Origin of the sequence: uncultured Algibacter sp. (genome assembly GCF_947490405.1) — a bacterium.
Taxonomy (GTDB): domain Bacteria; phylum Bacteroidota; class Bacteroidia; order Flavobacteriales; family Flavobacteriaceae; genus Algibacter_B.
Genome location: NZ_CANLGU010000003.1, coordinates 294,487 through 320,930 on the forward strand (window position 1 = coordinate 294,487; position 26,444 = coordinate 320,930).

A 26,444-nucleotide genomic window follows, 5' to 3' on the forward strand; every position below is an offset into this window, starting at 1 on the left:
ATGATTCAAGCAAAAAACATTCATAAATATTACGGCGACTTACAGGTTTTAAAAGGGGTTGATGTAGAAATTAATAAAGGTGAAATTGTTTCTATTGTAGGAGCTTCTGGTGCAGGTAAAACAACTTTATTACACATTTTAGGTACTCTAGATAAGGGGGCCTCTAAAGATAATTCTGAATTACTAATTAATGGAACCGATGTTAACAGTCTAAAAGACAAAGCTTTAGCGAAGTTTAGGAACGAACATATTGGTTTTATCTTTCAATTTCATCAACTACTCCCGGAATTTACAGCTATAGAGAATGTTTGTTTACCAGCTTTTATAAAAGGCACCAAAAAAACCGAAGCAGAAAAACGAGCTAAAGAGCTTTTAGATTTTTTAGGTTTATCTCATCGCTACAATCATAAACCTAACGAGCTTTCTGGTGGAGAACAACAACGCGTTGCTGTAGCTAGAGCTTTAATTAATAATCCTGATTTAATTTTTGCTGATGAACCTTCTGGTAATCTGGATAGTGAGTCTGCTGAAAACTTACACAATCTATTTTTTAAACTCCGAGATGAGTTTGGACAAACTTTTGTAATTGTTACACACAATGAAGAATTGGCTAATATGGCAGATAGAAAATTAACTATGGTAGATGGGAATTTTAAACTCTAAACTTATTTAAAGCAAATTGGAGCACACCAAAAAATGGACCAATAGCTAGTACTAAGAAAAGGTGTCTTACTTCAATACTGTTTTGCATGCTATTGATTAATTGTATACTCAATATAGTTATACCAAACCCAATAGAGTTTACAATAGTGAGTGCAGTACCTTTAGCGTAATTTGGTGCACTTTGCGCTACTAAAGTTGAAAATAGTGGTGAATCTGCAATAACTACAATTCCCCAAAAAAGAAGAAACCCAAGAAACACTGTTTCCGAACTAATTAAAAAAAATATAGGAGACACTAAGCAACATATACATGATAGCGAGAGTGTTGCTACAGCAACTTTTTTTGGTGTATATATTTGGGATAAAAAACCAGAGAACACACAGCCAACTGCACCAATACCAATTATAATAAAACTCCACAACGAAACATTAAAATGTGCGTTGTTATGATGACCTAAATATCGACTTAATATAAATGGTACAAAGGCCCAAAAGGCATAAAGTTCCCACATGTGTCCAAAATATCCAAAAGCGGCACTTCTAAATTTTTTAATTTTAAACACACTGTAAAACAAAGTAATATCAAATTTTTGCGATTTCACTTTATATGGACCTTCAGGTACAAAAAGTACTAAAACCAAACCGCCTAGAAAAGCGACTATTGAAGTAATATATACTAAACTCTTCCATGAAATAAAATCTCCAAACACTTTTAAAGCATGAGGAAATGCGGTTCCAATTACCAATGCACCAACTAAAAACCCTAATGATTTTCCTAATCCGCTTTTAAAGAAATCAGAAGCTATTTTCATTCCTACTGGATATATTCCAGCTAAGAAAAACCCAGTACCAAACCGGATAGCAAACAAACTTTTAAAAGTATTAACCTCTAATACTGTTAAAAGATTTATACCTGAAGCAATCATTGCAGAGATAAAAAAAACTTTTGAAGCAGAAAATCGATCAGAAATAGCTAAAATAGCAAATAAAAAAGTTCCGATAATAAAACCAAACTGTACAGCAGAGGTTAAATGAGACAGCGAAGACAAGCTCAAATTAAAGTTTCCTATTAAATCAAAAATAATGGCATTTCCAGCAAACCATAAAGATGTACAGCAAAACTGAGCAAAAACAATAATTGGTAAAATATATTTTTTAATTGGCATTAAGCTTTTTTCTATATCTAAATAAAATAAATCAGTCTCCTTTATGTTCTGCTAATTACAGTTATTTTTGTTAAATATGAATAGAAGTACAAAAAAAATTCCTAGAGCTGAGTTAAAAGATTTTCTAGACACTAAAATTGAAGCCTATAATAATCCTAAATTTATTGAAAGTGACCCCATACAAATTCCACATAGCTTTAGTAAAAAAGAAGATATTGAAATTTCTGGTTTTTTAATAGCTACTATAGCTTGGGGAAACCGAAAAAGCATCATAAATAATGGCAAAAAGTTAATACAACTGCTTGATAACTCACCGCATGATTTTGTAATGAATCATCAAGAAACTGATTTAGAAAAGCTTCTCCCTTTTGTTCATAGAACCTTTAATGGCGATGATTGTATTCAGTTTATTAAATCGCTTCAAAATATTTACAAAAACCATAGTGGTTTAGAGGCAGTTTTTGCAAATCATGCTAAAAACGATTCTCTTCAACATGCCATTTCAAAATTTAAAACTATTTTTTTTGAGATTGAACATTTAAAACGTACGCAAAAACATGTAAGCGACCCCATGAAAAATTCTGCTGCAAAACGCATAAACATGTTTTTAAGATGGATGGTTAGAGATGATAAAGCTGGTGTTGATTTTGGTATATGGAAATCTATATCTCCCAGTTTACTTTCTTGCCCTTTGGATGTACATTCAGGAAATGTAGCTAGAAAACTAAAGTTGTTAAAGCGTAAACAAAACGATGCTAAAGCCTTAGCTGAATTAGATAAATCTCTTAGAAAACTAGATTCTAAAGACCCTGTTAAATATGATTTTGCGCTATTTGGTTTAGGAGTTTTTGAAGGTTTTTAGAATTTTAATGAACGTACATTTGCGTTAGGGATAGAAGCGGCATCCTTTTTAAAAATCTTTAAAAAACAAGTTGCTTAGAAACTATAATTTAACAGATTGCTACGATTGTTCCTCCCTCAGGATAACGTTTTAAAAAGATATAGCGAATAGCCCGACCCTTTTGGTAACGCCATAAAAAAAACGATTGACAAACATTTAGTTTATCAATCGTTAATTCTAATTAGTAATATTAAAATACTATTACCCTCTTAACCAAGCTTCACGCAATGCTTTTTGAGCATCTGTTGCATTTTCTTTTTCTTTTAATATTTTCGCAGACTTATATGCTTGTGTTAGAGTTGTTTTTATAATAACTTCTTCTCCATCGCGCAGTAAAACAACCTCTACATCTCTACCTGGTTTCCAGCCAAAAACCCCACCTAAAACTTGATTAGCATTTTGTAAAGTTACTTCTGTACCATCAATAGATTTGATGATATCATTTGGTTGTACGCCTTGTTCTTTCCAGAAACTTACCCCTAAGGCACTATCTGTGAAGAAAATCCCTTTATCTGGATCACCACTTACAATGGGTGTATTATCTAACATAATATAATTAGTTTCTGCCTTACCATCTCCTATTTCTAAACCTGCTTTATCAAAGAAAACATTATAATCAATTGGAATATCTCCAACGACATGCGTGTTTAAAAACTCGCCAACTGATGGATACGTCATAGCTGTGATTTCTTCTATTAATTTATCATCTTCAAAAGGTTTATTTTTACCATATTTATTGGAAAGCTCTTTCATTAGAGATAAAATACCTCTATTACCATTACTTGCTTCTCGTATTAAAATATCGATACACATACCTATTAATGCCCCTTTTTGATATACATTTAAATATTGATCTTTATAAGGTGCTTTGAGTACATTTTCACTCATGATAGTGAAACTCATGGCATCATTTAGCTTTTTTGATGCCTTAATTTTACCTAATATTTTGTTATAAAAATCTTTTTCTTCTACCAAACCTTGATCTACTTGGAATAGGGTTGCAAAGTATTCTGTAACTCCCTCGTACATCCACAGATGTTTTGAAAATGTTGGGTTGTTGTAGTCAAAATAGTGTACATCCTCAGAATGAACACTCAACGGTGTAACGATATGAAAAAATTCATGAGACACTACATCTGTCATAGCTGAGGCAATAGCATCTTGATCCATAGCTTCTGGCAAAACTACTACTGTAGATGTATGATGCTCTAATGCACCGAATCCTTTGGGAGACCCTTCCGACCCATCAGAAAGGTATAAGTAAATATCATATCGTGGTGTTGAGTTAATATCTCCCATATACACTTTTTGAGCTTGCATCATTTTAAAGACAACATCTTTAAGCGATTTTGCTGTATGCACTTTGTTTGGTGAGTATACACTTAAAACAATTTTAATATCGCCTACCTGAAATTCTTCAACATCTAATTTACCATACATCATTGGGTTATCAGTTATATCGAAATATCTTGGAGCAAGGTAACTTGTAGTTGTCATTTTACCATCCTCACTTGCTTTAGAACTTATATTTTGTAGAGCTGAAGTACGAATAAAATCTGATGGTGCAGTAATATCTAACTTGTATTGATTATTTTTTAAAGAATCGAAGTATCCTATAAACCCATGTAAGTTTAACACATAGTTTTCTGGCTCAATATTAGTACCTGATGGTGAAAAAGGGGTATCTTTTCCGATACCACCCGTTTTTTCGATATCGTACGTATCATTAACCAAATAAGTTATTTTATCTAGCTCTTTTGCATTTGCAATAGTCCAAGAGTTTGTATCTAATTTACTTACAGCCATTTCGTTTCCTTTATAATCAAAGGCTTTAAAGCTATCGATGTACTTACCAAAGTCACTTACTGAGTATGTTCCTTGCACTACTCTTGGAAGCCTGTATGTAACCGTTTCTACTGTAAAACGCCCCGGGTTGATTATTACTGGTGCTTTATCATCAGTAATGTTGGATAAATTTATTGAAGTTTCAATAGGTAAATTTGTTGCTAAATCGTTGATAGCATTTTTATTGGAGCCACAACCTACTAATATGGCACCAGCAAAAAATGCTAGAAGTGTTTTTGTAGTCATCAAAATCGATTTTATAATTTTTTAATTGACGTGCAAATTACCATAATGTTACGGGGTGCTTTCTTAAGGTTTTGTTAAATTCGCAATATGCAAGACCCATTAATTAGCATCTTAATTCCATTTAAAAATACTGAAACATTTATTAGTGATTGTTTAGTATCTATTACAAATCAGACTTACACCAATTGGGAATTACTGATTGTTGATGATAACTCAACTGATTCTAGCTTTAACATTGCAAATACTTTTGCAAAAAAAGATTCTAGAATAACCCTTTTAAAGAATTCTGGAAATGGTATTATTGATGCTCTACAACTGGCTTTTAAATCGAGTTCTGGTACTTTTATAACCCGAATGGATAGTGATGATTTGATGCGACCTAATAAACTTGAAATCCTGTCCAACAATTTAATACAATATGGTAAAGGACATATAGCAACAGGCTTAGTAAATTATTTTTCTGCTGAAGGTATTAAATCTGGATATAAAAATTATGAAGAATGGTTGAATTCGTTAACAAAAAAAGGCACTAACTTTTCTGAAATTTATAAAGAGTGTGTTATCCCATCCCCTTGTTGGATGATAAATCGAGAAGATTTAATTGCTTGTAATGCATTTAACCCCAAAAGGTATCCTGAAGACTATGATTTAGCTTTTCGTTTTTACAAAAAAGGTTTAAAGTGTATTCCTTGTAATACAGTTTTACATGATTGGAGGGATTATAGCTATCGTACATCTAGAACAGATGACCACTATGCCGAAAATCACTTTATTCCTTTAAAACTAGATTATTTTTTAGAACTAGATTATATTTCTGAGAAAACACTTGTGGTTTGGGGTGCTGGTGCGAAAGGTAAATTTATAGCTAAATCATTGATAGAAAAAGACATCGTTTTTGAATGGATTTGTGATAACCCAAAAAAGATTGGTAAAGATATTTACGGCAAAATTTTAAAGCCTTTTAGTTATTTAGAAGACATTAATAATATGCAAAGTATTATTACCGTTGCTAACCAAGTTGAACAAAAGGGCATTAGAGATTATATGAATAAGCTTAATCTAAAACCTATTTTCGATTATGTTTTCTTTTGCTAAATAAAAGCTATTAATTTAAAATTACAACAGGCAAGTTTATAAATTCATTTGCATTTTCTATATTTGCCCAATCTAAATAAACATGCAGTTTAAACACCCCGAACTTCTTTACGCTTTATTTTTACTGCTCATTCCTATTATTGTCCATTTATTTCAGCTGCGAAAATTTAAAAAAGTTGACTTTACTAATGTGGCTTTTTTAAAAGAAGCTACACTACAAACCCGCAAGAGCTCTCAAATTAAAAAATGGTTAATCTTATTAACAAGATTACTGCTTTTAGCAGCATTAGTTTTTGCTTTTGCTCAACCTTTTACTTCAAAAACAAATAGTTTTAAAACGGAAAAAGAAACGGTTATTTATTTAGATAACTCGTTTAGTATGCAAGCTAAAGGTAATCAAGGTGAGCTACTAAAACGTGCTATACAAGACATCATTACAGCTATTCCTGAGGATGAAACTATTTCTATTTTTACTAATGATGTTACTTTTAAAAACACAACCATAAAAGCTATTAAAAACGACTTATTAAAACTTGAGTATTCATCAAAAAACATTTCAAGTGAGGGCGCATTATTAAAAAGCAAAACTCTTTTAAAAAACAAAAGTAATACTTTAAAAAACATTATATTAATATCTGATTTTCAAGAGAATAAATTCGTTGTAAAAAATAACTTAGATTCCTTAACAAACCTGAATTTAGTAAAATTAAGCCCCATTAATAAAAACAACGTTTCAGTGGATAGTATCTATATTTCAGAAACTAATCCTACATCCATAGAACTTAAAGTTAGCTTAAAAAACAATGGAGCTTCAATTGATAATTTACCTGTTTCATTATACAACAATGATACGTTAATTGCTAAAACTTCAGTTGAATTAAAAGAGCAAGCTACCACTTCGTTTTCTTTACCAAACAACCAAGAAATAAATGGAAAAATAAGCATTGATGATTCGAGTTTACAATTTGATAATACTCTGTTTTTCAACATCAATAAAGCTTCGAAAATTAACATTTTAAGCATCAATGGAGATGACGACACCTTTTTGAAACGAATTTACACCAACTCTGAGTTTGAATACACGTCTACTACTTTAAATCAATTAAATTACAATGTAATCAACAACCAACACTTGATTCTTTTAAATGAATTAAATAATATTCCTATCTCCTTATCATCAGCTTTAAAACAGTTTTCAAATCAAGGAGGCTCAATCACAATAATACCTTCAAAATCAATTAATCGTGATTCTTATAATCAATTATTAGTAAATCACGGTAGCAATATTAATAATTTGGTGACTTCTAAAAAGCGCATCACCACTATTAATTATGCGCACCCTTTATACAATAATGGAGTTTTCGAAAAACAAGTTAAAAATTTCCAATACCCCAAGGTAAATACTTTTTTTAATGTAATTTCTAATAGCTTATCTAAAGTCTTACAGTTTGAAGATGGCAAAGTGTTTTTAGGTCAAAAAGACCATACTTATATTTTTTCAGCACCACTAAACCAAAACAACTCAAGCTTTAAAAACTCGCCATTAATAGTACCAACTTTTTATAATATTGCCAAACAGAGCTTTAAACTCCCCGAGTTATATTATACTATTGGTAAAGAAAACACCTTTGATATAGAAACAACTATGCAGCAAGATGCTGTTTTATCACTTGTGTCTGAAGATGTTAACATCATTCCAAAACAACAGTATTTTAATAATAAAGTTGTTATTAACACCTCTGAAACACCTTTAAAAGCAGCTACATATTCTATAAAAAACAAAAACAAAACTATACAAAATGTAAGCTATAACTATAGTAGAGACGAAAGTAAATTAGTTTATAAAGACCTATCATTAGTAAAAAATGCTACAGTCAGTGATTCTATCACTGAAGTTTTTGAAACCATAAAAAGTAACACAAAAGTTAACGCCCTGTGGAAATGGTTTGCTATTTTTGCATTAGCGTTATTGATTATTGAAATGCTCATCTTAAAATTCTTTAAATGAACATACTTATAAAATCTGCCACAATTATAGATTCTAAAAGCGAGTTTCATAATACAACTCAGGATATTTTAATTGAAAACGGTGTGATTACTAAGATTTCCAGTAATATAAAAAACTCTAAAAATTATAGAGAAGTTAAGCTCGACGACCTTCATGTATCACAAGGCTGGTTTGATAGCAGTGTGAGTTTTGGAGAGCCTGGATTTGAAGAACGCGAAACCATAGCTAACGGATTAAAAACTGCAGCATACTCTGGTTTTACTGCTGTTGCCGTAAATGCAAACACAAACCCAGTAATAGATTCCAATGCTGATATTACATTTTTAAACTCAAAAGCTAATGATAATGCAGTTAGTTTGCTACCTGTAGGCGCTTTAACCGTATCAAGTAAAGGTGAAGATTTAGCTGAATTGTTTGATATGAATACAGCTGGTGCTGTAGCGTTTTACGATTATAAGAAACCCATTTCTAATCCGAATTTAATGAAGATTGCACTGCAATACGCTAGTAATTTTGATGGTTTGGTTTGCTCTTTTCCACAAGAAAATAAAATTTCTGGACATGGTGTTATGAATGAAAACATAACTAGTACTAGATTGGGCTTAAAAGGGATTCCTGCCTTAGCAGAAGAGCTCCAAGTTGCAAGAGATTTGTTTTTATTGGAATATACAGGCGGAAAATTACACATCCCAACAATTTCAACTGCAACATCTGTAACCTTAATAAAAGAAGCAAAAAAGAAGAAATTGGATGTTACGTGTAGCGTCGCGATTCATAACTTATACTTCGCTGATGATGTTTTAACGGATTTTGATACCAATTTTAAGGTATTACCTCCGTTACGAACGCAAACCGATATAGACGCTTTAATTGAAGGCTTTAAAGATGGTACAATTGATATGGTTACCACAGACCATAACCCTATTGATATTGAAGACAAAAAAATAGAGTTTGACCATGCTAGTTATGGTTCTATTGGTTTAGAAAGTGCTTTTGGAGCGTTACAAAACATATTTACAACAAAAAAAACTATTGATATTCTAACAAAAGGAAAAGCACGATTTGGAATTGAATCATCTGTTATAACTGTTGGTAACAAAGCAGATATAGCGCTTTTTAATCCAGATACTAAATACACATTCTCTAAAGCGGATATTGTTTCAAAATCTAAAAACGCGATTTTTGAAAATGAAACTTTAAAAGGAAAAGCTTACGGGATTATTGCAAATAATAAAGCCGTTATAAATTCTTAATTAATGACTGAACAAGATATAAACAAAGGGCGCCAAAATGCTATTATAAGTTACATTACCATTTTTGGTGTTATTATAGCCTATTATTTAAATAATGAAGACAACAAAAAAAGTGTTTTTGCAAGTTTTCATATTAGGCAATCTTTGGGGCTATGGCTTACTTTTTTTGCTTTAGGCTACATTATTGGAAGCTTTAATAGCTGGCTAATTTCGGCTTCTTTTTATTTATTCTTTGCTGTGCTTTTTATTTATGGCTTTACAAATGCCATTGGAAGAAAAGCCCAACCTGTTCCTTTAGTTGGCAACTTATACCAAAAAATATTCTCAAACCTCGGATCTTAAATGTTACATACCTCACTCTCTCTGGATCATCTTATTCGTGAATCTAGCTTAACTAAAAACGCACCATTACTTATTTTGATGCATGGTTATGGAAGTGATGAAAACGATTTGTTTTCTTTTGCTTCAGAATTACCTGAAGAACTTTTTATTATTTCTTTAAAAGCACCTTACCCTATGCAACCTTATGGCAATGCTTGGTATGCTATTAATTTTGATGAAGAAAAAGGAAAATGGAGTGATAACGATCAAGCTAAAGCATCTCGTGATTTAATTGCAAAGTTTATTGATGAAGCTATTACTGAATATCCAGTAGATAAAAACAATGTATCACTTTTAGGCTTTAGTCAAGGTTCTATTTTAAGTTATGCGATAGCACTAACCTACCCTGAAAAAGTTAAAAATATAGTTGCGCTTAGTGGCTATATTAATAAAGATATTTTTCCTAAAGATATTGAAAGTAAAGATTATTCAAATTTAGATTTTTATTGCTCTCACGGAAGTGCAGACCAAGTTATTCCTGTAAGTTGGGCGCGTCTTACCACGCCTTTTTTAGATGGTTTAAACATCAAACACAACTATTCTGAGTTTCCTGTAGGGCATGGTGTTGCGCCTCAAAATTTCTACGAGTTTAAAGATTGGTTATCGAAGCGTATTTAATATATTTCATATCTTAAACCTTTAATTTAGGTTTAAAATGAAAATATATTCTACTTCTTTTCTACTATTATTTCTTTTATCATTTAGTACATTAACTTCACAAAATACAGATAACTTAAAAGCAATAAATCTAGACCTCTGGCAAAACTTCACCAAAGCTTTTGAAGAATTGGATTATAATTTATTTGCAAGCTTACACTCTAATAATATGATTCGTGTGAGCGGAGATGCTAAAACGATTAAAAATAAAACCAAATATATTGATGGCTATAAAAACCATTGGAAATCAAAAAACATACATCAAACCATATAATTTAGGTTTTTAGAGCGTATAAATGATAATACAAAAGCTTCTGAACAGGGTATTTATAAGCTAACTAGAAATCCTGATACAGAAACTGAAAAATCATACTACGGAAAATTCCATGTAATTCTGAAAAAGGAAAATAAAATATGGAAAATACTAGTAGATTATGATTCTTCAGAAAAGAATACAATTAATGAAGAGGCTTATTTACAGGCTGTAGATATTGAAGATTTTAAAAAATAGAAAACAAAAAAATCCAGCAAACGCTGGATTTTTAATATCATAAAATGTAAATACTCTAACTATTAATTACCAATCTAAAACCTTCACCATGAATGTTTAGTATTTCTACTTTTTCATCTGGTTTTAGATACTTACGTAATTTAGCAATATAAACGTCCATACTCCTTGATGTAAAATAGTTATCATCGCGCCAGATTTTAGTAAGCGCTAATTCCCGAGGCATTAAGTCATTTTCATGTAATGCCAGTAAGCGCAATAACTCATTTTCTTTAGGTGATAATTTAACTGGCTCTCCCCCATCAAACTTTAAAAAACGAAGTTTTGAATTTAAATCGAATCGTCCAATTTTAAACTCAAACTGCTTGCTGTCTGAAATAGTTTCGGTTGCTTTTCTTTGGATTATGGCCTTAATTTTCATTAAAAGCACTTCACTATCAAAAGGCTTATTTAAATAATCATCTGCACCAACCTTATAACCTTTTAAAACGTCTTCTTTCATCGTTTTAGCTGTTAAAAATATAATTGGAACATCTGTGTTTTTTTCTCTAATCTCCTTAGCCAATGTAAACCCATCTTTATATGGCATCATAACATCTAGGATGCATAAATCGAAATCGTCTTTCTTAAATTTTTCAAAGCCTTCCATACCGTTTTTAGCATGGGTAACCTCGTAATCATTCATCATTAAATAATCTTTAAGTACGGTTCCGAAATTAGGATCGTCTTCAACTAATAATATTCTTTTTTTATACTCTTCCATAATTATGATATTAACGGAAGCTTTATAATAAAAGTGCTTCCTTTTTCTTTTTCTGATTCAACTGATACATGACCTTGGTGGTCCTCAACAATTCTTTTAACGTAAGCCAAACCTAAACCATGACCTTTAACGTTGTGAATATTTCCAGTGTGTTCTCTATAAAACTTTTCGAACACCTTTTTAGCAGCAGCTTTACTCATTCCGCTACCATGATCTTTAATTTTTAACAAAATATTTGTTCCTGCATTTTCAGTATATACTTCAATTTCAGGAGCGTCTGGAGAATACTTAATAGCATTATCCAAAATATTTACTATAACATTAGTAAAGTGTGTTTCATTAGCTAAAACTGAAGACTTATCAGCTTTAAAAAATGTTTTAATATAACCCTTTCTGTCCTCAACAATAAGTTCAACATGAGTTAGTGCATCTGCAACTAAGTCGTGTAGATTAGCCCTATCCTTACTAATATTTAACTCATTTTTTTCTAGTTTAGATATTCTCAATACATTCTCAACCTGCGCATGCATACGTTTATTTTCTTCTTTTATCATCCCCAAATATCTAATCACCTTATCCTTATCATCAATAACCTTAGGGTTTCTGATAGCATCTAATGCTAGATTAATAGTTGCTATTGGGGTTTTAAACTCATGCGTCATGTTATTTATAAAATCAGTTTTTATTTCTGAAATCTTACGCTGTTTTACCAATTGAAATAATGCACTTGAATATGCCAATATGATAATTGATGTAAAAACAATCGATAACAAAATCATGCCTATTATCCCAGATAATATAAACTTTCCATCATCAGGAAAATTAACAAGAAGCCTATATGGTGTCTGATTGTTTTCATCATAAAAAATAGGTACTTTAAAATTTGAATTTGGCTCGTATTCAAAATTTTCACTTCTTACTTTTGTTGCCAAATCATTACTGTAAATAGCAAATTCAAAATCAATATCTATATTATCTTTAGCTAATTTTTCAGAAAGCAATTCTTTAATTTCAGTATTAGAAACACGCTTATGGATAGGTGTTCGTTTAGAAATTTCCTTGAAGCTTTTTTCAAAACTCAAACGTTGTGCTTCATCTATAGTGCCACTTCTGATAATTTTTGTGATTGGGCTTTTAACATCTTTGTTGTTAAAACCTGAATAATCGTATATTTCAGTAGTAGATTTTGCTGTGATATTTTTTATATCAATACTATCTAAACCAATGTCAAAGAGCGAAGAAGATAGTTTGTAATTTTCTTCTAATACATTACTTCTGTAAATGAGAGTTTCATCAGTGCTGTTATTTTTTTTATAAATCAACAATTGCGAAACAGCATCTTCATCTGCTTTTTTTTCGCTATCCATGTTCAAAAACTTTGAAAAATAATTTTCTGATTCATTATCTTCAATGGTGTTGGAAACGTAATTTAATGCCTTATCCACATTAAACCTAAATCGCTCCTTTTCATTATTTACAGAATCATTAATATAGTAAGCTTGGATAGCAATAATACCAACGAGAGACAAGCTCATGAGTATTATTAACAGAATAAATAGCCTTTTGCCCATTAATCAAAATTAACATTTAAACATTTAGGTCTGCTACCTTTTAACCTTACATTAACAAAAATGTTAAAATTTAAGATTTGTGTGTTTTAATAAGTAGTTTCTTATGAATTTTATTGACTTGTTTTTTGGTTTTATCAAGCTCAATGTTTTCTATAACAAAATGGGAATGCTTTATTTTCTCCTCATCCGTCCATTGGTTATTCATAATAGCTTCGATTTTTTCTTTTGAAGTATGATCTCGTTTAAGTAAACGTTTAATTCGTGTTTCTATTGGAGCAACAACAGTGATTATATAGTTGCACGTTTTATGTCCACCATTTTCAAACAGAATAGCAACTTCTTTAATAACATAAGAAGCATCTTGTTTCAGCATCCATTTTTCAAAATGTCTAGCAACTTTAGGGTGCACAATAGCATTCATTTTCTCTAAATAAGTTTTATTATTGAATATGATATTTGCTATGAAAGGTCTATTTAATTCACCATCTATATATGCTTTATCTCCAAATAATTTAATAAGCTTTCTTTTAATTACTTTAGAGCGATTCATCAAATTTTTAGCTTCATCGTCTGCTATATAAATAGGCACTCCTAATTCTGAAAACTGTTTTGCTACAGTTGTCTTACCACTTCCAATTCCTCCTGTTAAACCGACAATAATCATTTTGTTACTATAAATTCTATACGTTGTTGCCTTAATTTTACGTGTTTTACAAAATCAGGATATTTTTTGAGTTCTGGTACTAAAAAAGATTGATTAACATTGGTTTTTCGATAATCACAAACTACTTTAAAGCTATTAGTTTTAATCTGATTGAATTCACTTAAACTAACATAATAAGAAACGTTTACTGTTTTAGGAAAGTATTTTAATTTTACGTTTTTAGGAACACCTATCACAGTAACTGGGATATTAAGCGTACCCTCTGTAAACTTTTCTACTTTAGCATTTAGCTTTATTTTGTTTTGGGAAAACTTCAAATCTGAAGTGTTTTTTGGTAATTTAATGCTTACTGTTTCTGCTATATTCGTTCTCACATCTTTTAAAACAGTAGCTTCTGTTTCAAGAAAATTAATTTTAGAAACTAATAAATTTGGCCCTACTATAGTTATAGAATCGGGTTCTGATATTAGACGACTAGACCTATCAAAACCCGGAAAAAAGTTAATATCTGCATTTACACGCACAGGAACTTTCTTTACCATATTTATACCATAACGAAACGTAATAGGATCTGGAGATATACTTAATAATTCAACTTGTTTATCAAACTGGGTGTTTTTTAAGTAGGATTTTGATTTGTTGTAAACGAAAGTGTTTTCAGTTTTATAAACATCTTTACTAAAATCAATTTTAATTTTAGGTTTGGTTACATAATAATTTAACCACTTAAAACCATGTGTTTTTAATGTAATGTTAAGACTTACAGAATCGTTTAAAATAACATTCTCCTGCGGCACATTAATCTTTTCTATCTCGAAAGCTATTGTGTTTGTATAATCTTTTGAAAGCTTTGTGAATAGTAAAATTATAAAAGCCGAAAGTAAAAATAAAATAAAAACATTTATTTTTTTCTTTTTAAAAGACGCTATAATATTTACTTTTAATTTTTTCAATTTACCACCTTAATAAAACACCTTAAAATCATAATAACCAATACTTTTAGTTAAGTTTAAAAAATAATTTAGGAAAATACTTTTCTGGGTTTTTATTAAGCACTGAAACTGCCAATGTAGACTTAAAAAACCCATAACCATATCCGATAAACTGAATTAGAATTGCTGGCATCGTCAAGACTGAAACTATTAAATTTCTTGTACTTATTAGTGCTAATAAAAACGCTATGAAAAAATAAATAGTATAAGCTAACAACAACCATTTATTACCTAGAATAAAAAATAAAATTGCCAAAATCAACCCTAAGCAAAACAGTGTAGGAAACCAGTATGTAACCTTTTTTGTTGATGGATGCCATTTGTTTAAAATAGGACGAACCATCCCAAATTTATTTACTTGTTTGTAAAAATTCTTCCATGAAATTCTGCGCTTATGATATACGTATGCTTCTGGAATTAATTTAGTTTTAAATCCTAAATTCCATAATCTAATTGATAAATCTGGATCCTCTCCAGGATGAATTCTTCCAAACCCCTTAGATGCCTCAAATGCTTTTTTTGAAAGCCCCATATTGAAGCTTCTGGGTTGAAATTTGTCAACACTATTTTTATTTCCTCTAATACCTCCTGTAGTTATAAAAGATGTCATTGAAAAATTGATAGCTTTTTGTAAATTAGAAAACGAACTGTGAGCCGCATCTGGACCGCCAAAACAATCTACATAATCTGTTTCTAAACTTTTATTGGCTGCAACCAAATAATCTTTGGGCAGAATACAATCTGAATCTAAAATAATGAAGTAATTTCCTTTTGCTTGCTGCATACCAAAATTTCTAGAATCACCAGGTCCTGAATTTTCTTTAAAATAATAGGATATATTTAGTTTGTTGCTAAATGTTTCTACTACTGCTTTTGAGGTCTTTGTTGATCCGTCTTCCACAATTACAATTTCAAAAGGTATAGCTCCATCTAAAGCGTTAAAACTCTCCAGAAGTTCTTGAATTTCATCTGGCCTGTTATAAACTGGAATTATAAATGAGTATTGTAATTGCATGTTACAAATGTAATTAATCTTGTTGCATTTATTGGCAAAGTTGTAATCTCCTTTTAGGTTATACTTTTAGTTGGCAGATAGGTGCGAGAGCGATAGTAGTGGTTAGCTTTTGGCGAGGCGTGCATCGAGCCAAAACTAGTAACGGATAGCGCGGTTTTTATTTCAAAAACTCGCCATAAAAAAAGCCACCCTTTTAAAGGCGGCTTTGTATTATTGAGTATGCTTTTTTATTCTTCTCCTACAAAGGTAGACATTACGGCATCACTTACGCCCATGTTGCTAAATCCACCATCATTATAAAGGTTTTGCAAAGTAACACGTTTGGTTAAATCGCTAAATAACGACACTGTGTAGTTTGCACAATCCATGGCTGTAGCATTACCAAGTGGCGACATTTTTTCTGCGTAAGAAATAAATCCATCAAACCCTTTTACACCACTTCCAGCTGTTGTTGGTGTTGGCGATTGTGAAATGGTGTTTACTCTTACTTTTTTGTCTCTTCCGAAGAAATACCCGAAACTACGTGCAATACTTTCTAAATAGGCTTTATTGTCTGCCATATCATTATAATCTGGAAAAACACGTTGTGCTGCCATATAAGTTAATGCTACAATACTTCCCCATTCGTTCATGGCATCTGCCTTGTATAATGTTTGCATTACTTTATGAAAAGACATGGCTGAAACATCTGTTCCCTTTTGCGTCCAAGCGTAATTTTGATCTGTATAGTGTTTACCCTTTCTAACATTAATTGACATACCAATGGAGTGTAGTACAAAATCAATTTTACCTCCTAAAATCTCCATAGATTGCTCAACTAAATTTTGCAAATCCTCTTCGGAAGTGGCATCTGCAGGAATAATTTGAGAACCTGTTTTTTCTGCTAACTCATTAATTTGCCCCATTCGCATTGCAACTGGTGCATTAGTTAACACAAATTGACCGCCTTCTTCATGAACACGCTCTGCAGTTTTCCAAGCAATTGAATTTGAATCTAATGCTCCAAAAATGATTCCTTTTTTTCCTTTTAGTAAATTATATGACATATTAGTAAACTATTTTAATTCTTATTTGTTAATTAGTGTGCTAAGATAATATTAAAATTATGATTTTCTATAATAGATTCTTGCTACTAAAGGCACATCAAGCTAGTTGAGCAACTCTTTGGCATGAGCTATTGCCGATGTAGTTAATTCTGAACCACCAAGCATTTGAGCTATCTCTACAATACGATCGTCATGATTTAATTTAATAAGATTAGTTTGCGTTACCTCACCTACATCTTCTTTATAAACTTTAAAATGCGAATGGCCTTTGGCAGCAATTTGTGGTAAATGCGTAATTGAAAATACTTGCATGTTCTTACTCATTTGCAGCATAATATCACCCATTTTATTTGAAATCTCACCAGAAACTCCTGTATCAATCTCATCAAACATTATTGTTGGAAGCTGAATGTATTTTGATAGTATAGACTTTATAGCTAACATGATTCTGGAAAGTTCTCCTCCTGAGGCGGCTTTTTTTAGCGCGTTAAAGCTACCTCCTTTATTTGCTGAAAATAAAAAAGACAGCTCGTCTTTTCCATTGCTATAATAAGTATCACTGTTAAATACTTCAATTTTAAACTGTGCATTTGGCATCCCTAACTCTGCTAAAATAGTTTCTAATTGTGACTTTAAAAGCGGAATAACCTCTAAGCGATTTTTATGAATGGATTTTGAAATTGCATTAAGTTCTTTCTCTTTTGAAGAAATTTCAGTTTGCTTTTTCTTAATTGTATCATCAAGGTTTTCTGTAACCGACACTTTTTCTTTTAATTGATTTTTTATTCCAATTAACTCCGAAACATCTGAAGCTACATGCTTTTGCATCAAATTATGAATGATTTTTAACTTTCCATCAACTACCGCAAGCCTGTTTGGGTCTGCGTCTAAGCCATCCTGTAACTCGTGAATTTCACTGTACAAATCATCCATTTCAATTAAGCAACTATTTGCTCTATTGAACAGTTCTTCATATTTTGAGGACAAACCTGATAGTTTCTGGAATACAGTCTTCAACGTAGTTAGTGATGTTAAAATACCAACTTGCTCTTCTCCTAAAAGCTGATAAGCTTCAGCTAGGTTTTCTTGAATACCCTCTATATTATTTAAGGTTTCATATTCTTCTTCTAAAGTTTCTACTTCGCCTTCAATTAGGTTAGCTTCAGTTAATTCATTTAACAAAAACGTGTTGTAATCATGCTCTTTTATGGCTTCAGCCTGAAAAGATAAAAGCGTATCATATTCTTTTTGGAGGTTTTTATAAACTTGTAACTCTTGTTTATACTTTTCAAGAACTACATCATGATTTGCCAAAGCATCAATTACTTGAAATTGAAAATCGTTACTTGTAAGTTGAAGGGTTTGATGCTGTGAATGAATATCTATTAAACGTTCTCCTAATAATTGTAGACTGGATAAATTTACTGGTGTATCATTAACAAACGCTCTAGATTTACCTGATGGTAATATTTCTCTTCTAATAATAGTTTGTGGTTCGTAATCTAAATCTTCAGAATTAAAAAGTTCCTTTAAATTGTAATTAGAGATATTAAAAACAGCTTCAATGATACACTTTTTTGATGGCTCTTTTAAACTACTTAAATCTGCACGTTTACCTAAAATTAATGATAAACCACCTAAAAGTATTGATTTCCCTGCACCAGTTTCGCCAGTAATTATTGAGAATCCATCATTAAAATCTACATGAAGATTATCAATTAATGCATAGTTTTTTATAGAAAGGGACGTGAGCATATTGTATTATAAGTTAACAATTAGAATGAACCAATTTAAACTTTTTTAGTAAAAATCAATATTTAATATTTTGCCATTTACTACTGTGCATTGGTGCAATACGCTGTAAGGTTTCTTTTAATTTCACGATGTTTACGTTAGGACCATCTGTAAAAATTTGCTCAACTTCTTCCGCTTTAGCATCAAAAAACGTACGTAACAGAAAAGAATTTGGTCTACGAGCATTCATAGCTTGAAATTTCTCTAAAGCTTTAGCAACAGCCTCTTTACCAGCTTTAACATCATCACTCATAACATCCAATCCGTTTCTGTGATAGTCATATATAACATTCCGAAATTCTTTAAAGGTTGGAGATAACACATTATCGATTAACGTAAAACGACTTTGCAACCCATCTTCCAATTTCCATCCTTTAAAATTTCCTTGCTGCGAGTAATTGGTAATTATCTGAGCTTGTTTATAATAATCATCACCTCCTTTTTCTTCAAATGAATCCGCGTCTAAAGCCAAAATCATATTTATATGAAATGCTAAAACTGAAATTAAATTAGATTCAAATTGAGATGGATTATATATTAAATTTTGAAATTCTAAATATCTGAAGTTAAAATCTTTATCATTAAAGTTGTAAAGTGGTGTACTGAAAGAAGATCCATATATTGGTCTTGACGATTGCACTTGTAATGTGGCTTGAAAGGTTTCGCCACTGTATTGGGTAACATTAATAAACATATTGCAACTAATACGTTCTTGATCTTTAAATGTTTTTTTAGTCCACTTAGTGTTATTAACAAACTCATTGAGTTGCTTTTCTAAAGTTTTAAAAATTGGAAAATTCTCGTTACCTGTTTGTTCTGCATTTACAACAACATTACAATTTAATTCTTGTGAAAACCCGGTTAAACTCAGGAAAACTATTAATATAACTAGAATATTACGCATCAATTTCTGATATAATTTTATTTAATAAATCTGAAGCAACTTCAGTTTTTGATTTTAACTGAAACGCTGTAACATTACCTTTGTCATCAAGAAATGTTACTTTGTTTGTATCTGTTTTAAAACCAGCTCCTTTATCATTTAACGAATTTAATACAATTAAATTTAAATGCTTTTTTGTTAATTTCCCTTTAGCATTCTCTAATTCGTTATTGGTCTCTAGGGCAAATCCCACTAAATATTGCTGCTTTTTAATGTCTCCTAAAGATGCCAATATATCTTTAGTTTTTTCCAACTCTAAAACTAACGTATTAGAAGTCTTTTTTATTTTCTGTGTTGCTACTTCTTTTAGAGTAAAATCTGCTACAGCAGCTGAAAGAATAGCAATATCTGTTGTTTTGAAATGCTTATGTACCTCATCGTACATGTTCTGAGCACTCACAACAGGCTTTACATGTATTAAACTATGCGACACCTTTTGATATGTTGGTCCTGTAACCAAAATAACTTCAGCTCCTTTATTTGCAGCAGCCTTAGCTATTTCAAACCCCATTTTACCGCTGGAATGATTTCCTATAAATCTTACAGGATCAATAGCCTCATAAGTTGGGCCGGCAGTAATTAAGACTTTTTTTCCACGCAGTGGAAGCTTATCTAAAATATCACTCTCTATAAACGTAACAATATCCTCAGGCTCAGCCATTCTTCCCTGACCTACTAACCCACTGGCTAATTCGCCACTGGTAGCTGGAATCATAATATTTCCAAAATTTTTAAGTTTTTCAAAAGATTGGAGTGTCGATGGATGTTTATACATATCCAAATCCATAGCTGGTGCAAAATAAACAGGGCATTTTGCAGATAAATATGTTGCTAGCAATAAATTATCACTCGTACCATTGGACATTTTCGACAAGGTATTCGCTGTTGCTGGTGCAACAACAAATAAATCTGCCCAAAGCCCTAAGTCTACATGATTATTCCAAACAGCGTTATCATCTTCTTCATTTGTGAAAGATGAATGTACAGGATGCTTTGATAAAGTTGATAAGGTTAATGGAGTTATAAAATCTTTAGCAGCAGGAGTCATCACCACCTTTACCTCTGCCCCTGATTTTATAAATAACCGCACTAAAGATGCTGTTTTATAAGCAGCAATGCCAGCAGTAATGCCAAGTAATATTTTCTTTCCGCCTAGTATACTCATCAATAAAGTGTGGTTTTAATAACCAAACAAACTCCAACGCCATTTATTAAAACGGTATTGGAGTTTATTTAATGGTGCTTAAATTTAGAAATTATTCTTGAGAATCTTCCTCAGTATTTCTAAAATAAATTTTATCTGTCAACCATTCTTGAACAGCTAATGCATGAGGCTTAGGCAGTTTCTCATAAAACTTAGAAACCTCAATTTGCTCTTTGTTTTCAAAGATTTCCTCAAGACTATCATTGTAAGTAGCAAACTCCTCTAACTTATCAATAAGTTCTTTTTTAATCTCTGTGTTAATTTGTTCAGCGCGTCTGGATATGATAGAAATTGACTCGTAGATATTCTCTGTTGGCTCATCTATTTGATTTCTATCATACGTTACCGTATTAACTGGAGCATTAGTTTTTTTTAAATCCATCCTTTTATAATTTAACTTTTGGTGCTGTAATTGTTTAATTCCTTGCTTATTTCTGATGCCATTTCCTTAACATCCTCTATATATTTTGATTCAGCATAAGCTTCAATAAAAGCTTGTGAGTACTCTTTTGCTGTTTCTAAACGTTGCTTTTTTAGGTAAATAATTCCTTTTTGTATGGTATTTTTAACTTCTACGCTATTTATTGCTAACTTGTATGCTGAATCCAACCTATAAAACAAAGCATCTTCACGAAGTCTTGATCCTGGGAACTCAAATATAAAATTATCAAAAGATCTTACAGAGGCAGGGTAATCTGATATATGATTAAATTGTTTTGCTATTTCATAAGCCTTTTTCTCGAGTTTAAAATCTAATTCTTGTATTAGTGTATTAGCATCAGAAACATATTCGGAATCAGGAAATAGGTTTATGAATTCTTGCAACTTCTCAATAGCTTCTTTCGTTTCTGTTTGGTCTTTACTAAAAATAGGAGATAATTGATAATAACTCCTTGCTCCAAAAAATGAAGTTTCTTCTAATTTTTCGCTCTTAGGATAACTTGATGCAAAACGCTCAAATTGATAGCCTGCCACATAAAAGTCTTTCATTTTATAAAATGTATTAGAGTATAAATACATTAACTTTTCTGCCTGTGGCTTCCCTCTATAGTTTGGTACTATTTGAGCAAAAAGTCTATTCGCTTTTTCAAATTTGCCTTGGTTATATAATTCTTCCCCCATTTTAAATTTTTTAGCAACAGCATCTTCACCATCAGCCTTTAGAACTTTCTGGTATTCGCTACAGCCACTTAAAATGACTAATGAAAATATGATGTAGAGAAATTTATTCATAGATTTTAAATACAGCATGCAAAATTACGCTATTTATATGGATTTTAAAAATATAATTTCTTTGCTAAAATAACGGCTAAAACTTAGTAATTGTATGGTTTAAGTAATATTTAACACACTAAAAAGAACGAGCAAAATCTGCTATTTTGGATTTTAAGGCATTTGATGCTGGTACTAATGGTAATCTTACGATATCTTGACATAGATTTAAGGCTTCAAATACAGCTTTAATTCCAGCTGGGTTATTCTCTTCAAAAATATAACCTATAACATCAATAAGTTTATAATGAAGCTTGTAAGCAGCTTCTGTTTCACCTTTTAGTCCTAAGCGAATCATGTTTGAAAATTCTTTTGGAAACGCTTGACCAATTACAGAAATGACACCTGAGCCACCTGCTAAGGTTACCCCTAGAGCTAAATCATCATCACCAGAAATAATTAAAAAATCTTTAGGTTTATTATTTATGAGCTCTAAATACTGTGTGGTATTGTTTCCTGCTTCCTTAACTGCTATTATGTTATCAAAATCGTTGGCTAATCTCAATGTGGTTTCAACCTCAACATTCTTAGAAGTTCGCCCAGGTACATTGTACAAAATAATATCAATCGGAGAAGCTTCAGCAATAGCTTTAAAATGCTGATAAATACCTTCTTGAGTAGGTTTGCTATAATAAGGAGAAACTGATAAAATAGCATCAATACCACTTAAGTCTGTAGATTTTATTTCATCAATTACAGCCATGGTATTATTACCACCAATACCTAGAACTAATGGTAATCTTCCATTATTAGCTATTGAAATAGTAGCAACAACATCTTTCTTCTCTTGTTTGGTTAATGTTACACTTTCCCCTGTTGTTCCACAAATAACAAGGTAATCCGTACCATTTTCAATATTGTAATTAACAATATTGGTTAATGCTTCATGATCGATACTTAAATCAGAATTAAATGGTGTAACCAACGCAACTCCCGTTCCTACAAACTTACTATTCATTATTACTTAATTTTTTTTAAAATGGTTAGATATTTAAAAACTTCCTCTTTAAAGAGGTTAAATTGTTTTAAACTTGTTTTTATTATTAAATCATTTAAACGCTCGTCAGACTGCAATATGCCTATCTTAAATTTAGCTTTAGATTCAGCAGTTATCAATTTAAGCTCAAAAACTTCTTTTTCGTAGTAGCTAATTAAAACATCAAATGGTGTATCTAAAAACGCTTTGAGTTCCATATTTTTAATGACACCATTCCATCCAAAATCTTTTGGATTATAGCATTCATCCCAGGAATGAATATCATCTTTTTTACTTGAAGAAAAAGCTATAATTTTCAACCTATTTGGTCTTACTTTAATATAATCAGCTAATTCCCTGAACACCTCAAAGTCATTAATTTCATCAGTATTTAAGATAACTCCTAAACTAACTACTTCATCAGCATTCACATTTACCTTGCGTTCTGCTAACAATTTGTTTAGGTACTTTTTATTAGATTTTTGTTTAAAACCCTTTAAAATCATTTATCTTTATACTTTGCGCAAAGGTAGCAAAAGTACATTCAAAAATTAGCTTATTCAATGAGGTTTACACATTTCCTTTTTTTGTTATATTTTTTAAGTTTTCTGAATTGTAAAGATGAAAAACTAAAAATTATAAAAATTGAAGGACAACAAATTATAATCTCAGATTCTCTTATTCTAGATGGAGAAATTGAAAACTTTATTAAACCTTTTAGAGATAATATTCAAAAAGATTTAGATAGTATTTTAGCATATTCAGCAGGAACTTACTCTAAAACTGATGGGGAATTAAATACGGCTGTAGGTAATTTTATGGCTGACGCTATTTATAGTGAGGCTAATCCAATTTTTAAAAGCAGAACAGGGCACGACATTGACATGGTAATATTTAACCACGGTGCGATTAGATCTGCCTTAAACAAAGGAAATGTTTCTAAAAGGACCGCTTTTGAGCTGATGCCTTTTGAAAATACTGTGGTAGTTATCGCAATTAAAGGTACTCAAATTGACAGTTTAATTGATTTTTTAAGAACATCTAAAACCGCACACCCCGTTTCCAAGCTTAAATTGGTTTTAAATCAAGAATTCAAAATAATGGAGGCCAAAATAAAAGGAAAAAACATCGATAAAAATAGAATCTATTACGTCGCAACTAGTAATTATGTATATAGTGGTGGTGATAATATGTCATTTTTTAAACCAAACGATAGCGTTTACAGATTAGATTACAAAATCAGAAATACTTTGATTGATAAGTTTATTAAACTTGACACCATAGAACCTGTTATTGACGATCGATTTATTCAAATTAAATAAACTCATGAAGCGTAGAGATTTTATTCAACAAGCATCAGCAGGAACTGCTTTAGTAACCCTTGGCAGTTTAGGTTTGCAGTCTTTTACAAGTCTAAACAATACTACCAAAATCACTATCCTTCATACAAATGATGTGCATAGCCATATTGATACTTTTGAAGAAGGTAGAAATGCCAATAAAGGCGGTGTAGCAAGACGTGCAAGTTTAATCGATTCAATTAGAAAAGAAAACCCAAACACTTTATTACTAGACGCTGGTGATATTTTTCAGGGCACACCATATTTTAATTATTATGGAGGCGAGTTGGAATTTAAATTGATGAGCAAACTTAAATATGATGCTGCTACAATTGGTAATCATGACTTCGACAATGGCATTGATGGGTTATTTGCACAATTACCACACGCAAAATTTCAATTTATATCTGCTAATTATGATTTTTCGAATACTATTATGGATACTCAAACTAAACCTTATCAAGTATTCCAAAAAAATGGTATTAAAATAGGTGTTTTTGGTTTAGGTATTGAATTAAATGGTTTGGTAGCGCCTAACATGTTTAAAGAAACTAAATATCTAAATCCTCTAGAGATTAGCCAAGACATGTCTCGAATATTAAAAACGGAAGAAAAATGTGATTTGATTATCTGCTTATCTCACTTAGGATATAATTATAGAAATTCTAATAAAATTAGCGACTTATCTTTAGCAAAAGCAACAAAAGATATTGATTTAATTATTGGTGGGCATACACATACATTTCTCCCTAAACCCACCATAGTTAAAAATTCTGACAATAAAAATGTACTTGTTAACCAAGTAGGTTGCTATGGTATTTATCTGGGTAAAATCGATTTTTATTTTGATTCAGACAAAAACAAATCTGCCAATGGCACCTCTATAATTGTTTAAAACCATTTAGCTATATGTTAAGTATACTGGTTAAATACGTCTAAGCTTTTAACTAAAATATACCAATCATGAAAAAATACATTCCCTTAGCACTTAGAATAATCGTAGCCTTAATTTTAATTCAAACCTTACGCTTTAAATTTTCCGCTCATCCAGATAGTGTATATATATTCGAAACAGTTGGTTTAGAACCTATCGGAAGAATAGGTATAGGTATTCTAGAGCTTATAGCGGGTATTTTATTACTTATTCCAAAAACAGTATGGGTTGGAGCTAGCTTGACTTTGGGCATTATTGGAGGCGCCATTATAATGCATTTAACACAGTTAGGAATTGACGTAAAAGGTGATGGTGGTTTACTTTTTGGAACTGCAGTATTTACTTTTATTCTGTCTGCAATTATTCTTTTCTTATATAAGAAAGATATTCCTTTTTTAAATAATAGAGTTTAAAAATACTAATCTGCAACCAAATACCTCTCTTCATTATTAACAACATTCAATATTTTTGATTGCTGATAAAAGAAATAAAAGGCTCCAAGAGCAAGTGTAGTGCCTAAAAAGTTTAAAAAACACCTTTGTGCAACATAAATGTATGCAATATCCATAACTTCAGAAAAAACAATACACAAAGCCCCTAGAAATAGGTAGAATGATTTCTTATTATCTCTGTAAAAATAGTTTAACAGTGCAACTGATAATAGTACGAGTACTACAATATTATAGGTTAGCTCTAAATAATAATCACTCTCAAAAACTAGATTTGGATCTATTATAGCATGTAATACATACAGTAAATAAATATTTAAAACACTTAAAACTAATATGTGGATTTTAAAATATTTGACAACATGCATTAAATTCAATGAACTTGCAATTTTTACAACTAACACAATGTAAGCCAATATATATAAGCCGTTGCAAACATAATATTCAAAATTATAGAGGTTTTGAGACTCATCATATGGCAAATTAGCAATAACTACTCCCAATAAGTCGGACACAGAGTAGAAAATTAAGAACAATAAAAAGAGTTTGCTCTTTCTCTTAATAAACAATAAATAAAGTACAGTAATAAGAGGTACTATTGCAGAATGAAAATAATACGATACCATTTCGTGACCGCTAAATTCAAAAACAGTGAACAAAACATAGCATAGCAATACTAAACCTACCAAGACTTTCGACTTGTACATGAGAGCATTTAATTGTTAATAAAAACAAATATACACAAAAATTACAATTAAA

General features: G+C 31.0%; 27 protein-coding genes. 11 read left to right on the top strand and 16 right to left on the bottom strand.

What is annotated here, in order from left to right; translation table 11 throughout:
- Positions 1 to 663, top strand: coding sequence for an ABC transporter ATP-binding protein (locus tag Q0772_RS09070; RefSeq protein ID WP_298343256.1), 663 nt, complete (start codon positions 1 to 3; stop codon positions 661 to 663).
- On the opposite strand, the gene Q0772_RS09075 is transcribed toward Q0772_RS09070, so the two are convergent.
- On the bottom strand, positions 653 to 1,828 hold the full coding sequence (locus Q0772_RS09075) for an MFS transporter (RefSeq protein ID WP_298343259.1): 1,176 nt from the start codon (positions 1,826 to 1,828) through the stop codon (positions 653 to 655). The genes Q0772_RS09070 and Q0772_RS09075 overlap by 11 nt on opposite strands.
- Before the next feature lie 97 nt (positions 1,829 to 1,925).
- Here Q0772_RS09075 and Q0772_RS09080 point away from each other — a divergent pair, with 97 nt between their 5' ends.
- On the top strand, positions 1,926 to 2,690 hold the full coding sequence (locus tag Q0772_RS09080; RefSeq protein WP_298343565.1) for a TIGR02757 family protein: 765 nt from the start codon (positions 1,926 to 1,928) through the stop codon (positions 2,688 to 2,690).
- A gap of 240 nt (positions 2,691 to 2,930) precedes the next feature.
- On the opposite strand, the gene Q0772_RS09085 is transcribed toward Q0772_RS09080, so the two are convergent.
- Positions 2,931 to 4,820 carry a peptidase M61 gene (locus tag Q0772_RS09085; RefSeq protein WP_298343261.1) on the bottom strand — a complete coding sequence of 630 codons (1,890 nt, stop codon included), beginning with the start codon at positions 4,818 to 4,820 and terminating at the stop codon, positions 2,931 to 2,933.
- An 87-nt stretch (positions 4,821 to 4,907) separates the two neighbouring features.
- On the opposite strand from Q0772_RS09085, the gene Q0772_RS09090 reads away from it, so the two are divergent.
- The 6 genes from Q0772_RS09090 to Q0772_RS09115 all read left to right on the top strand — a co-directional run bounded on the left by Q0772_RS09090 (position 4,908) and on the right by Q0772_RS09115 (position 10,488).
- A complete protein-coding gene (locus Q0772_RS09090) occupies positions 4,908 to 5,915 on the top strand; it encodes a glycosyltransferase family 2 protein (RefSeq protein ID WP_298343264.1) in 1,008 nt (335 codons plus the stop codon).
- Between the two features lie 82 nt (positions 5,916 to 5,997).
- Positions 5,998 to 7,923, top strand: a complete 1,926-nt coding sequence (locus Q0772_RS09095) for a VWA domain-containing protein (protein ID WP_298343267.1) — start codon at positions 5,998 to 6,000, stop codon at positions 7,921 to 7,923.
- Positions 7,920 to 9,176, top strand: coding sequence for a dihydroorotase (locus Q0772_RS09100; RefSeq protein WP_298343270.1), 1,257 nt, complete (start codon positions 7,920 to 7,922; stop codon positions 9,174 to 9,176). The genes Q0772_RS09095 and Q0772_RS09100 overlap by 4 nt, the downstream gene beginning before the upstream one ends.
- Before the next feature lie 3 nt (positions 9,177 to 9,179).
- The gene (locus Q0772_RS09105) at positions 9,180 to 9,518 is read left to right on the top strand and encodes a hypothetical protein (protein ID WP_298343272.1); all 339 of its coding nucleotides are present in this window, start codon (positions 9,180 to 9,182) and stop codon (positions 9,516 to 9,518) included.
- A complete protein-coding gene (locus tag Q0772_RS09110; RefSeq protein WP_298343275.1) occupies positions 9,519 to 10,175 on the top strand; it encodes an alpha/beta fold hydrolase in 657 nt (218 codons plus the stop codon). It begins immediately after the preceding gene.
- A 37-nt stretch (positions 10,176 to 10,212) separates the two neighbouring features.
- Entirely contained in the window at positions 10,213 to 10,488 is a 276-nt protein-coding gene (locus Q0772_RS09115; RefSeq protein WP_298343278.1) for a hypothetical protein, read from the top strand.
- A gap of 292 nt (positions 10,489 to 10,780) precedes the next feature.
- Here the strand turns inward: Q0772_RS09115 and Q0772_RS09120 are convergent, their stop codons facing one another.
- From Q0772_RS09120 to Q0772_RS09180, 13 genes are all read right to left on the bottom strand, one after another.
- The gene (locus Q0772_RS09120; protein WP_298343281.1) at positions 10,781 to 11,485 is read right to left on the bottom strand and encodes a response regulator transcription factor; all 705 of its coding nucleotides are present in this window, start codon (positions 11,483 to 11,485) and stop codon (positions 10,781 to 10,783) included.
- Between the two features lie 2 nt (positions 11,486 to 11,487).
- A complete protein-coding gene (locus tag Q0772_RS09125) occupies positions 11,488 to 13,020 on the bottom strand; it encodes a HAMP domain-containing sensor histidine kinase (protein ID WP_298343284.1) in 1,533 nt (510 codons plus the stop codon).
- A 106-nt stretch (positions 13,021 to 13,126) separates the two neighbouring features.
- Positions 13,127 to 13,720, bottom strand: a complete 594-nt coding sequence (gene coaE / locus Q0772_RS09130; RefSeq protein WP_298343287.1) for a dephospho-CoA kinase — start codon at positions 13,718 to 13,720, stop codon at positions 13,127 to 13,129.
- Positions 13,717 to 14,673 (bottom strand): YbbR-like domain-containing protein, encoded by a 957-nt coding sequence (locus Q0772_RS09135; RefSeq protein ID WP_298343291.1) that lies wholly within the window; start codon positions 14,671 to 14,673, stop codon positions 13,717 to 13,719. Before Q0772_RS09135 ends, coaE begins: the two co-directional genes overlap by 4 nt.
- 46 nt (positions 14,674 to 14,719) lie before the next feature.
- Entirely contained in the window at positions 14,720 to 15,727 is a 1,008-nt protein-coding gene (locus Q0772_RS09140; protein ID WP_298343294.1) for a glycosyltransferase, read from the bottom strand.
- A gap of 227 nt (positions 15,728 to 15,954) precedes the next feature.
- Entirely contained in the window at positions 15,955 to 16,773 is an 819-nt protein-coding gene (locus Q0772_RS09145) for an SDR family oxidoreductase (RefSeq protein ID WP_298343295.1), read from the bottom strand.
- Between the two features lie 102 nt (positions 16,774 to 16,875).
- Positions 16,876 to 18,528: a DNA repair protein RecN gene (recN, locus tag Q0772_RS09150; RefSeq protein ID WP_298343298.1), complete on the bottom strand. Its 1,653-nt coding sequence runs from the start codon at positions 18,526 to 18,528 to the stop codon at positions 16,876 to 16,878.
- 55 nt (positions 18,529 to 18,583) lie between these two features.
- Positions 18,584 to 19,471 carry a DUF4835 family protein gene (locus Q0772_RS09155; protein WP_298343300.1) on the bottom strand — a complete coding sequence of 296 codons (888 nt, stop codon included), beginning with the start codon at positions 19,469 to 19,471 and terminating at the stop codon, positions 18,584 to 18,586.
- A complete protein-coding gene (gene coaBC, locus Q0772_RS09160) occupies positions 19,464 to 20,675 on the bottom strand; it encodes a bifunctional phosphopantothenoylcysteine decarboxylase/phosphopantothenate--cysteine ligase CoaBC (protein WP_298343302.1) in 1,212 nt (403 codons plus the stop codon). Before coaBC ends, Q0772_RS09155 begins: the two co-directional genes overlap by 8 nt.
- A 91-nt stretch (positions 20,676 to 20,766) precedes the next feature.
- Positions 20,767 to 21,096 carry a DNA-directed RNA polymerase subunit omega gene (locus tag Q0772_RS09165; RefSeq protein WP_136481415.1) on the bottom strand — a complete coding sequence of 110 codons (330 nt, stop codon included), beginning with the start codon at positions 21,094 to 21,096 and terminating at the stop codon, positions 20,767 to 20,769.
- 11 nt (positions 21,097 to 21,107) lie between these two features.
- On the bottom strand, positions 21,108 to 21,947 hold the full coding sequence (gene bamD / locus Q0772_RS09170) for an outer membrane protein assembly factor BamD (RefSeq protein ID WP_298343311.1): 840 nt from the start codon (positions 21,945 to 21,947) through the stop codon (positions 21,108 to 21,110).
- Between the two features lie 118 nt (positions 21,948 to 22,065).
- Positions 22,066 to 22,944, bottom strand: coding sequence for a 4-hydroxy-tetrahydrodipicolinate synthase (dapA, locus tag Q0772_RS09175; protein ID WP_298343314.1), 879 nt, complete (start codon positions 22,942 to 22,944; stop codon positions 22,066 to 22,068).
- Positions 22,945 to 22,946: 2 nt separating this feature from the next.
- The gene (locus Q0772_RS09180; protein WP_298343318.1) at positions 22,947 to 23,468 is read right to left on the bottom strand and encodes a hypothetical protein; all 522 of its coding nucleotides are present in this window, start codon (positions 23,466 to 23,468) and stop codon (positions 22,947 to 22,949) included.
- A 57-nt stretch (positions 23,469 to 23,525) separates the two neighbouring features.
- Between Q0772_RS09180 and Q0772_RS09185 the strand changes: the two genes are divergently transcribed.
- The 3 genes from Q0772_RS09185 (at position 23,526) to Q0772_RS09195 (ending at position 25,649) form a co-directional block, all read left to right on the top strand.
- Positions 23,526 to 24,284: a 5'-nucleotidase gene (locus Q0772_RS09185; RefSeq protein WP_298343321.1), complete on the top strand. Its 759-nt coding sequence runs from the start codon at positions 23,526 to 23,528 to the stop codon at positions 24,282 to 24,284.
- 4 nt (positions 24,285 to 24,288) lie between these two features.
- Complete coding sequence (locus Q0772_RS09190; RefSeq protein ID WP_298343324.1) at positions 24,289 to 25,197, top strand: metallophosphatase; 909 nt, start codon at positions 24,289 to 24,291, stop codon at positions 25,195 to 25,197.
- A 68-nt stretch (positions 25,198 to 25,265) separates the two neighbouring features.
- Positions 25,266 to 25,649 carry a DoxX family protein gene (locus Q0772_RS09195; RefSeq protein WP_298343326.1) on the top strand — a complete coding sequence of 128 codons (384 nt, stop codon included), beginning with the start codon at positions 25,266 to 25,268 and terminating at the stop codon, positions 25,647 to 25,649.
- Between the two features lie 5 nt (positions 25,650 to 25,654).
- On the opposite strand, the gene Q0772_RS09200 is transcribed toward Q0772_RS09195, so the two are convergent.
- Positions 25,655 to 26,200 (bottom strand): hypothetical protein, encoded by a 546-nt coding sequence (locus Q0772_RS09200; RefSeq protein ID WP_298343329.1) that lies wholly within the window; start codon positions 26,198 to 26,200, stop codon positions 25,655 to 25,657.
- Between the last annotated feature and the right edge of the window lie 244 nt (positions 26,201 to 26,444).

What these genes read in the sequence shown, in the direction of transcription:
- Q0772_RS09105 (WP_298343272.1), top strand. Translation starts at nt 9,180, where the DNA reads ATGACTGAACAAGATATAAACAAAGGGCGCCAAAATGCTATTATAAGT.
- Q0772_RS09120 (WP_298343281.1), bottom strand. Translation starts at nt 11,485, where the DNA reads ATGGAAGAGTATAAAAAAAGAATATTATTAGTTGAAGACGATCCTAAT.
- dapA (WP_298343314.1), bottom strand. Translation starts at nt 22,944, where the DNA reads ATGAATAGTAAGTTTGTAGGAACGGGAGTTGCGTTGGTTACACCATTT.
- Q0772_RS09070 (WP_298343256.1), top strand. Translation starts at nt 1, where the DNA reads ATGATTCAAGCAAAAAACATTCATAAATATTACGGCGACTTACAGGTT.
- Q0772_RS09095 (WP_298343267.1), top strand. Translation starts at nt 5,998, where the DNA reads ATGCAGTTTAAACACCCCGAACTTCTTTACGCTTTATTTTTACTGCTC.
- Q0772_RS09090 (WP_298343264.1), top strand. Translation starts at nt 4,908, where the DNA reads ATGCAAGACCCATTAATTAGCATCTTAATTCCATTTAAAAATACTGAA.
- Q0772_RS09110 (WP_298343275.1), top strand. Translation starts at nt 9,519, where the DNA reads ATGTTACATACCTCACTCTCTCTGGATCATCTTATTCGTGAATCTAGC.
- coaE (WP_298343287.1), bottom strand. Translation starts at nt 13,720, where the DNA reads ATGATTATTGTCGGTTTAACAGGAGGAATTGGAAGTGGTAAGACAACT.
- bamD (WP_298343311.1), bottom strand. Translation starts at nt 21,947, where the DNA reads ATGAATAAATTTCTCTACATCATATTTTCATTAGTCATTTTAAGTGGC.
- Q0772_RS09100 (WP_298343270.1), top strand. Translation starts at nt 7,920, where the DNA reads ATGAACATACTTATAAAATCTGCCACAATTATAGATTCTAAAAGCGAG.
- Q0772_RS09165 (WP_136481415.1), bottom strand. Translation starts at nt 21,096, where the DNA reads ATGGATTTAAAAAAAACTAATGCTCCAGTTAATACGGTAACGTATGAT.
- Q0772_RS09125 (WP_298343284.1), bottom strand. Translation starts at nt 13,020, where the DNA reads ATGAGCTTGTCTCTCGTTGGTATTATTGCTATCCAAGCTTACTATATT.
- Q0772_RS09075 (WP_298343259.1), bottom strand. Translation starts at nt 1,828, where the DNA reads ATGCCAATTAAAAAATATATTTTACCAATTATTGTTTTTGCTCAGTTT.
- Q0772_RS09155 (WP_298343300.1), bottom strand. Translation starts at nt 19,471, where the DNA reads ATGCGTAATATTCTAGTTATATTAATAGTTTTCCTGAGTTTAACCGGG.
- Q0772_RS09190 (WP_298343324.1), top strand. Translation starts at nt 24,289, where the DNA reads ATGAAGCGTAGAGATTTTATTCAACAAGCATCAGCAGGAACTGCTTTA.
- Q0772_RS09085 (WP_298343261.1), bottom strand. Translation starts at nt 4,820, where the DNA reads ATGACTACAAAAACACTTCTAGCATTTTTTGCTGGTGCCATATTAGTA.
- Q0772_RS09115 (WP_298343278.1), top strand. Translation starts at nt 10,213, where the DNA reads ATGAAAATATATTCTACTTCTTTTCTACTATTATTTCTTTTATCATTT.
- Q0772_RS09180 (WP_298343318.1), bottom strand. Translation starts at nt 23,468, where the DNA reads ATGATTTTAAAGGGTTTTAAACAAAAATCTAATAAAAAGTACCTAAAC.
- Q0772_RS09195 (WP_298343326.1), top strand. Translation starts at nt 25,266, where the DNA reads ATGAAAAAATACATTCCCTTAGCACTTAGAATAATCGTAGCCTTAATT.
- Q0772_RS09140 (WP_298343294.1), bottom strand. Translation starts at nt 15,727, where the DNA reads ATGCAATTACAATACTCATTTATAATTCCAGTTTATAACAGGCCAGAT.
- Q0772_RS09145 (WP_298343295.1), bottom strand. Translation starts at nt 16,773, where the DNA reads ATGTCATATAATTTACTAAAAGGAAAAAAAGGAATCATTTTTGGAGCA.
- coaBC (WP_298343302.1), bottom strand. Translation starts at nt 20,675, where the DNA reads ATGAGTATACTAGGCGGAAAGAAAATATTACTTGGCATTACTGCTGGC.
- Q0772_RS09185 (WP_298343321.1), top strand. Translation starts at nt 23,526, where the DNA reads ATGAGGTTTACACATTTCCTTTTTTTGTTATATTTTTTAAGTTTTCTG.
- recN (WP_298343298.1), bottom strand. Translation starts at nt 18,528, where the DNA reads ATGCTCACGTCCCTTTCTATAAAAAACTATGCATTAATTGATAATCTT.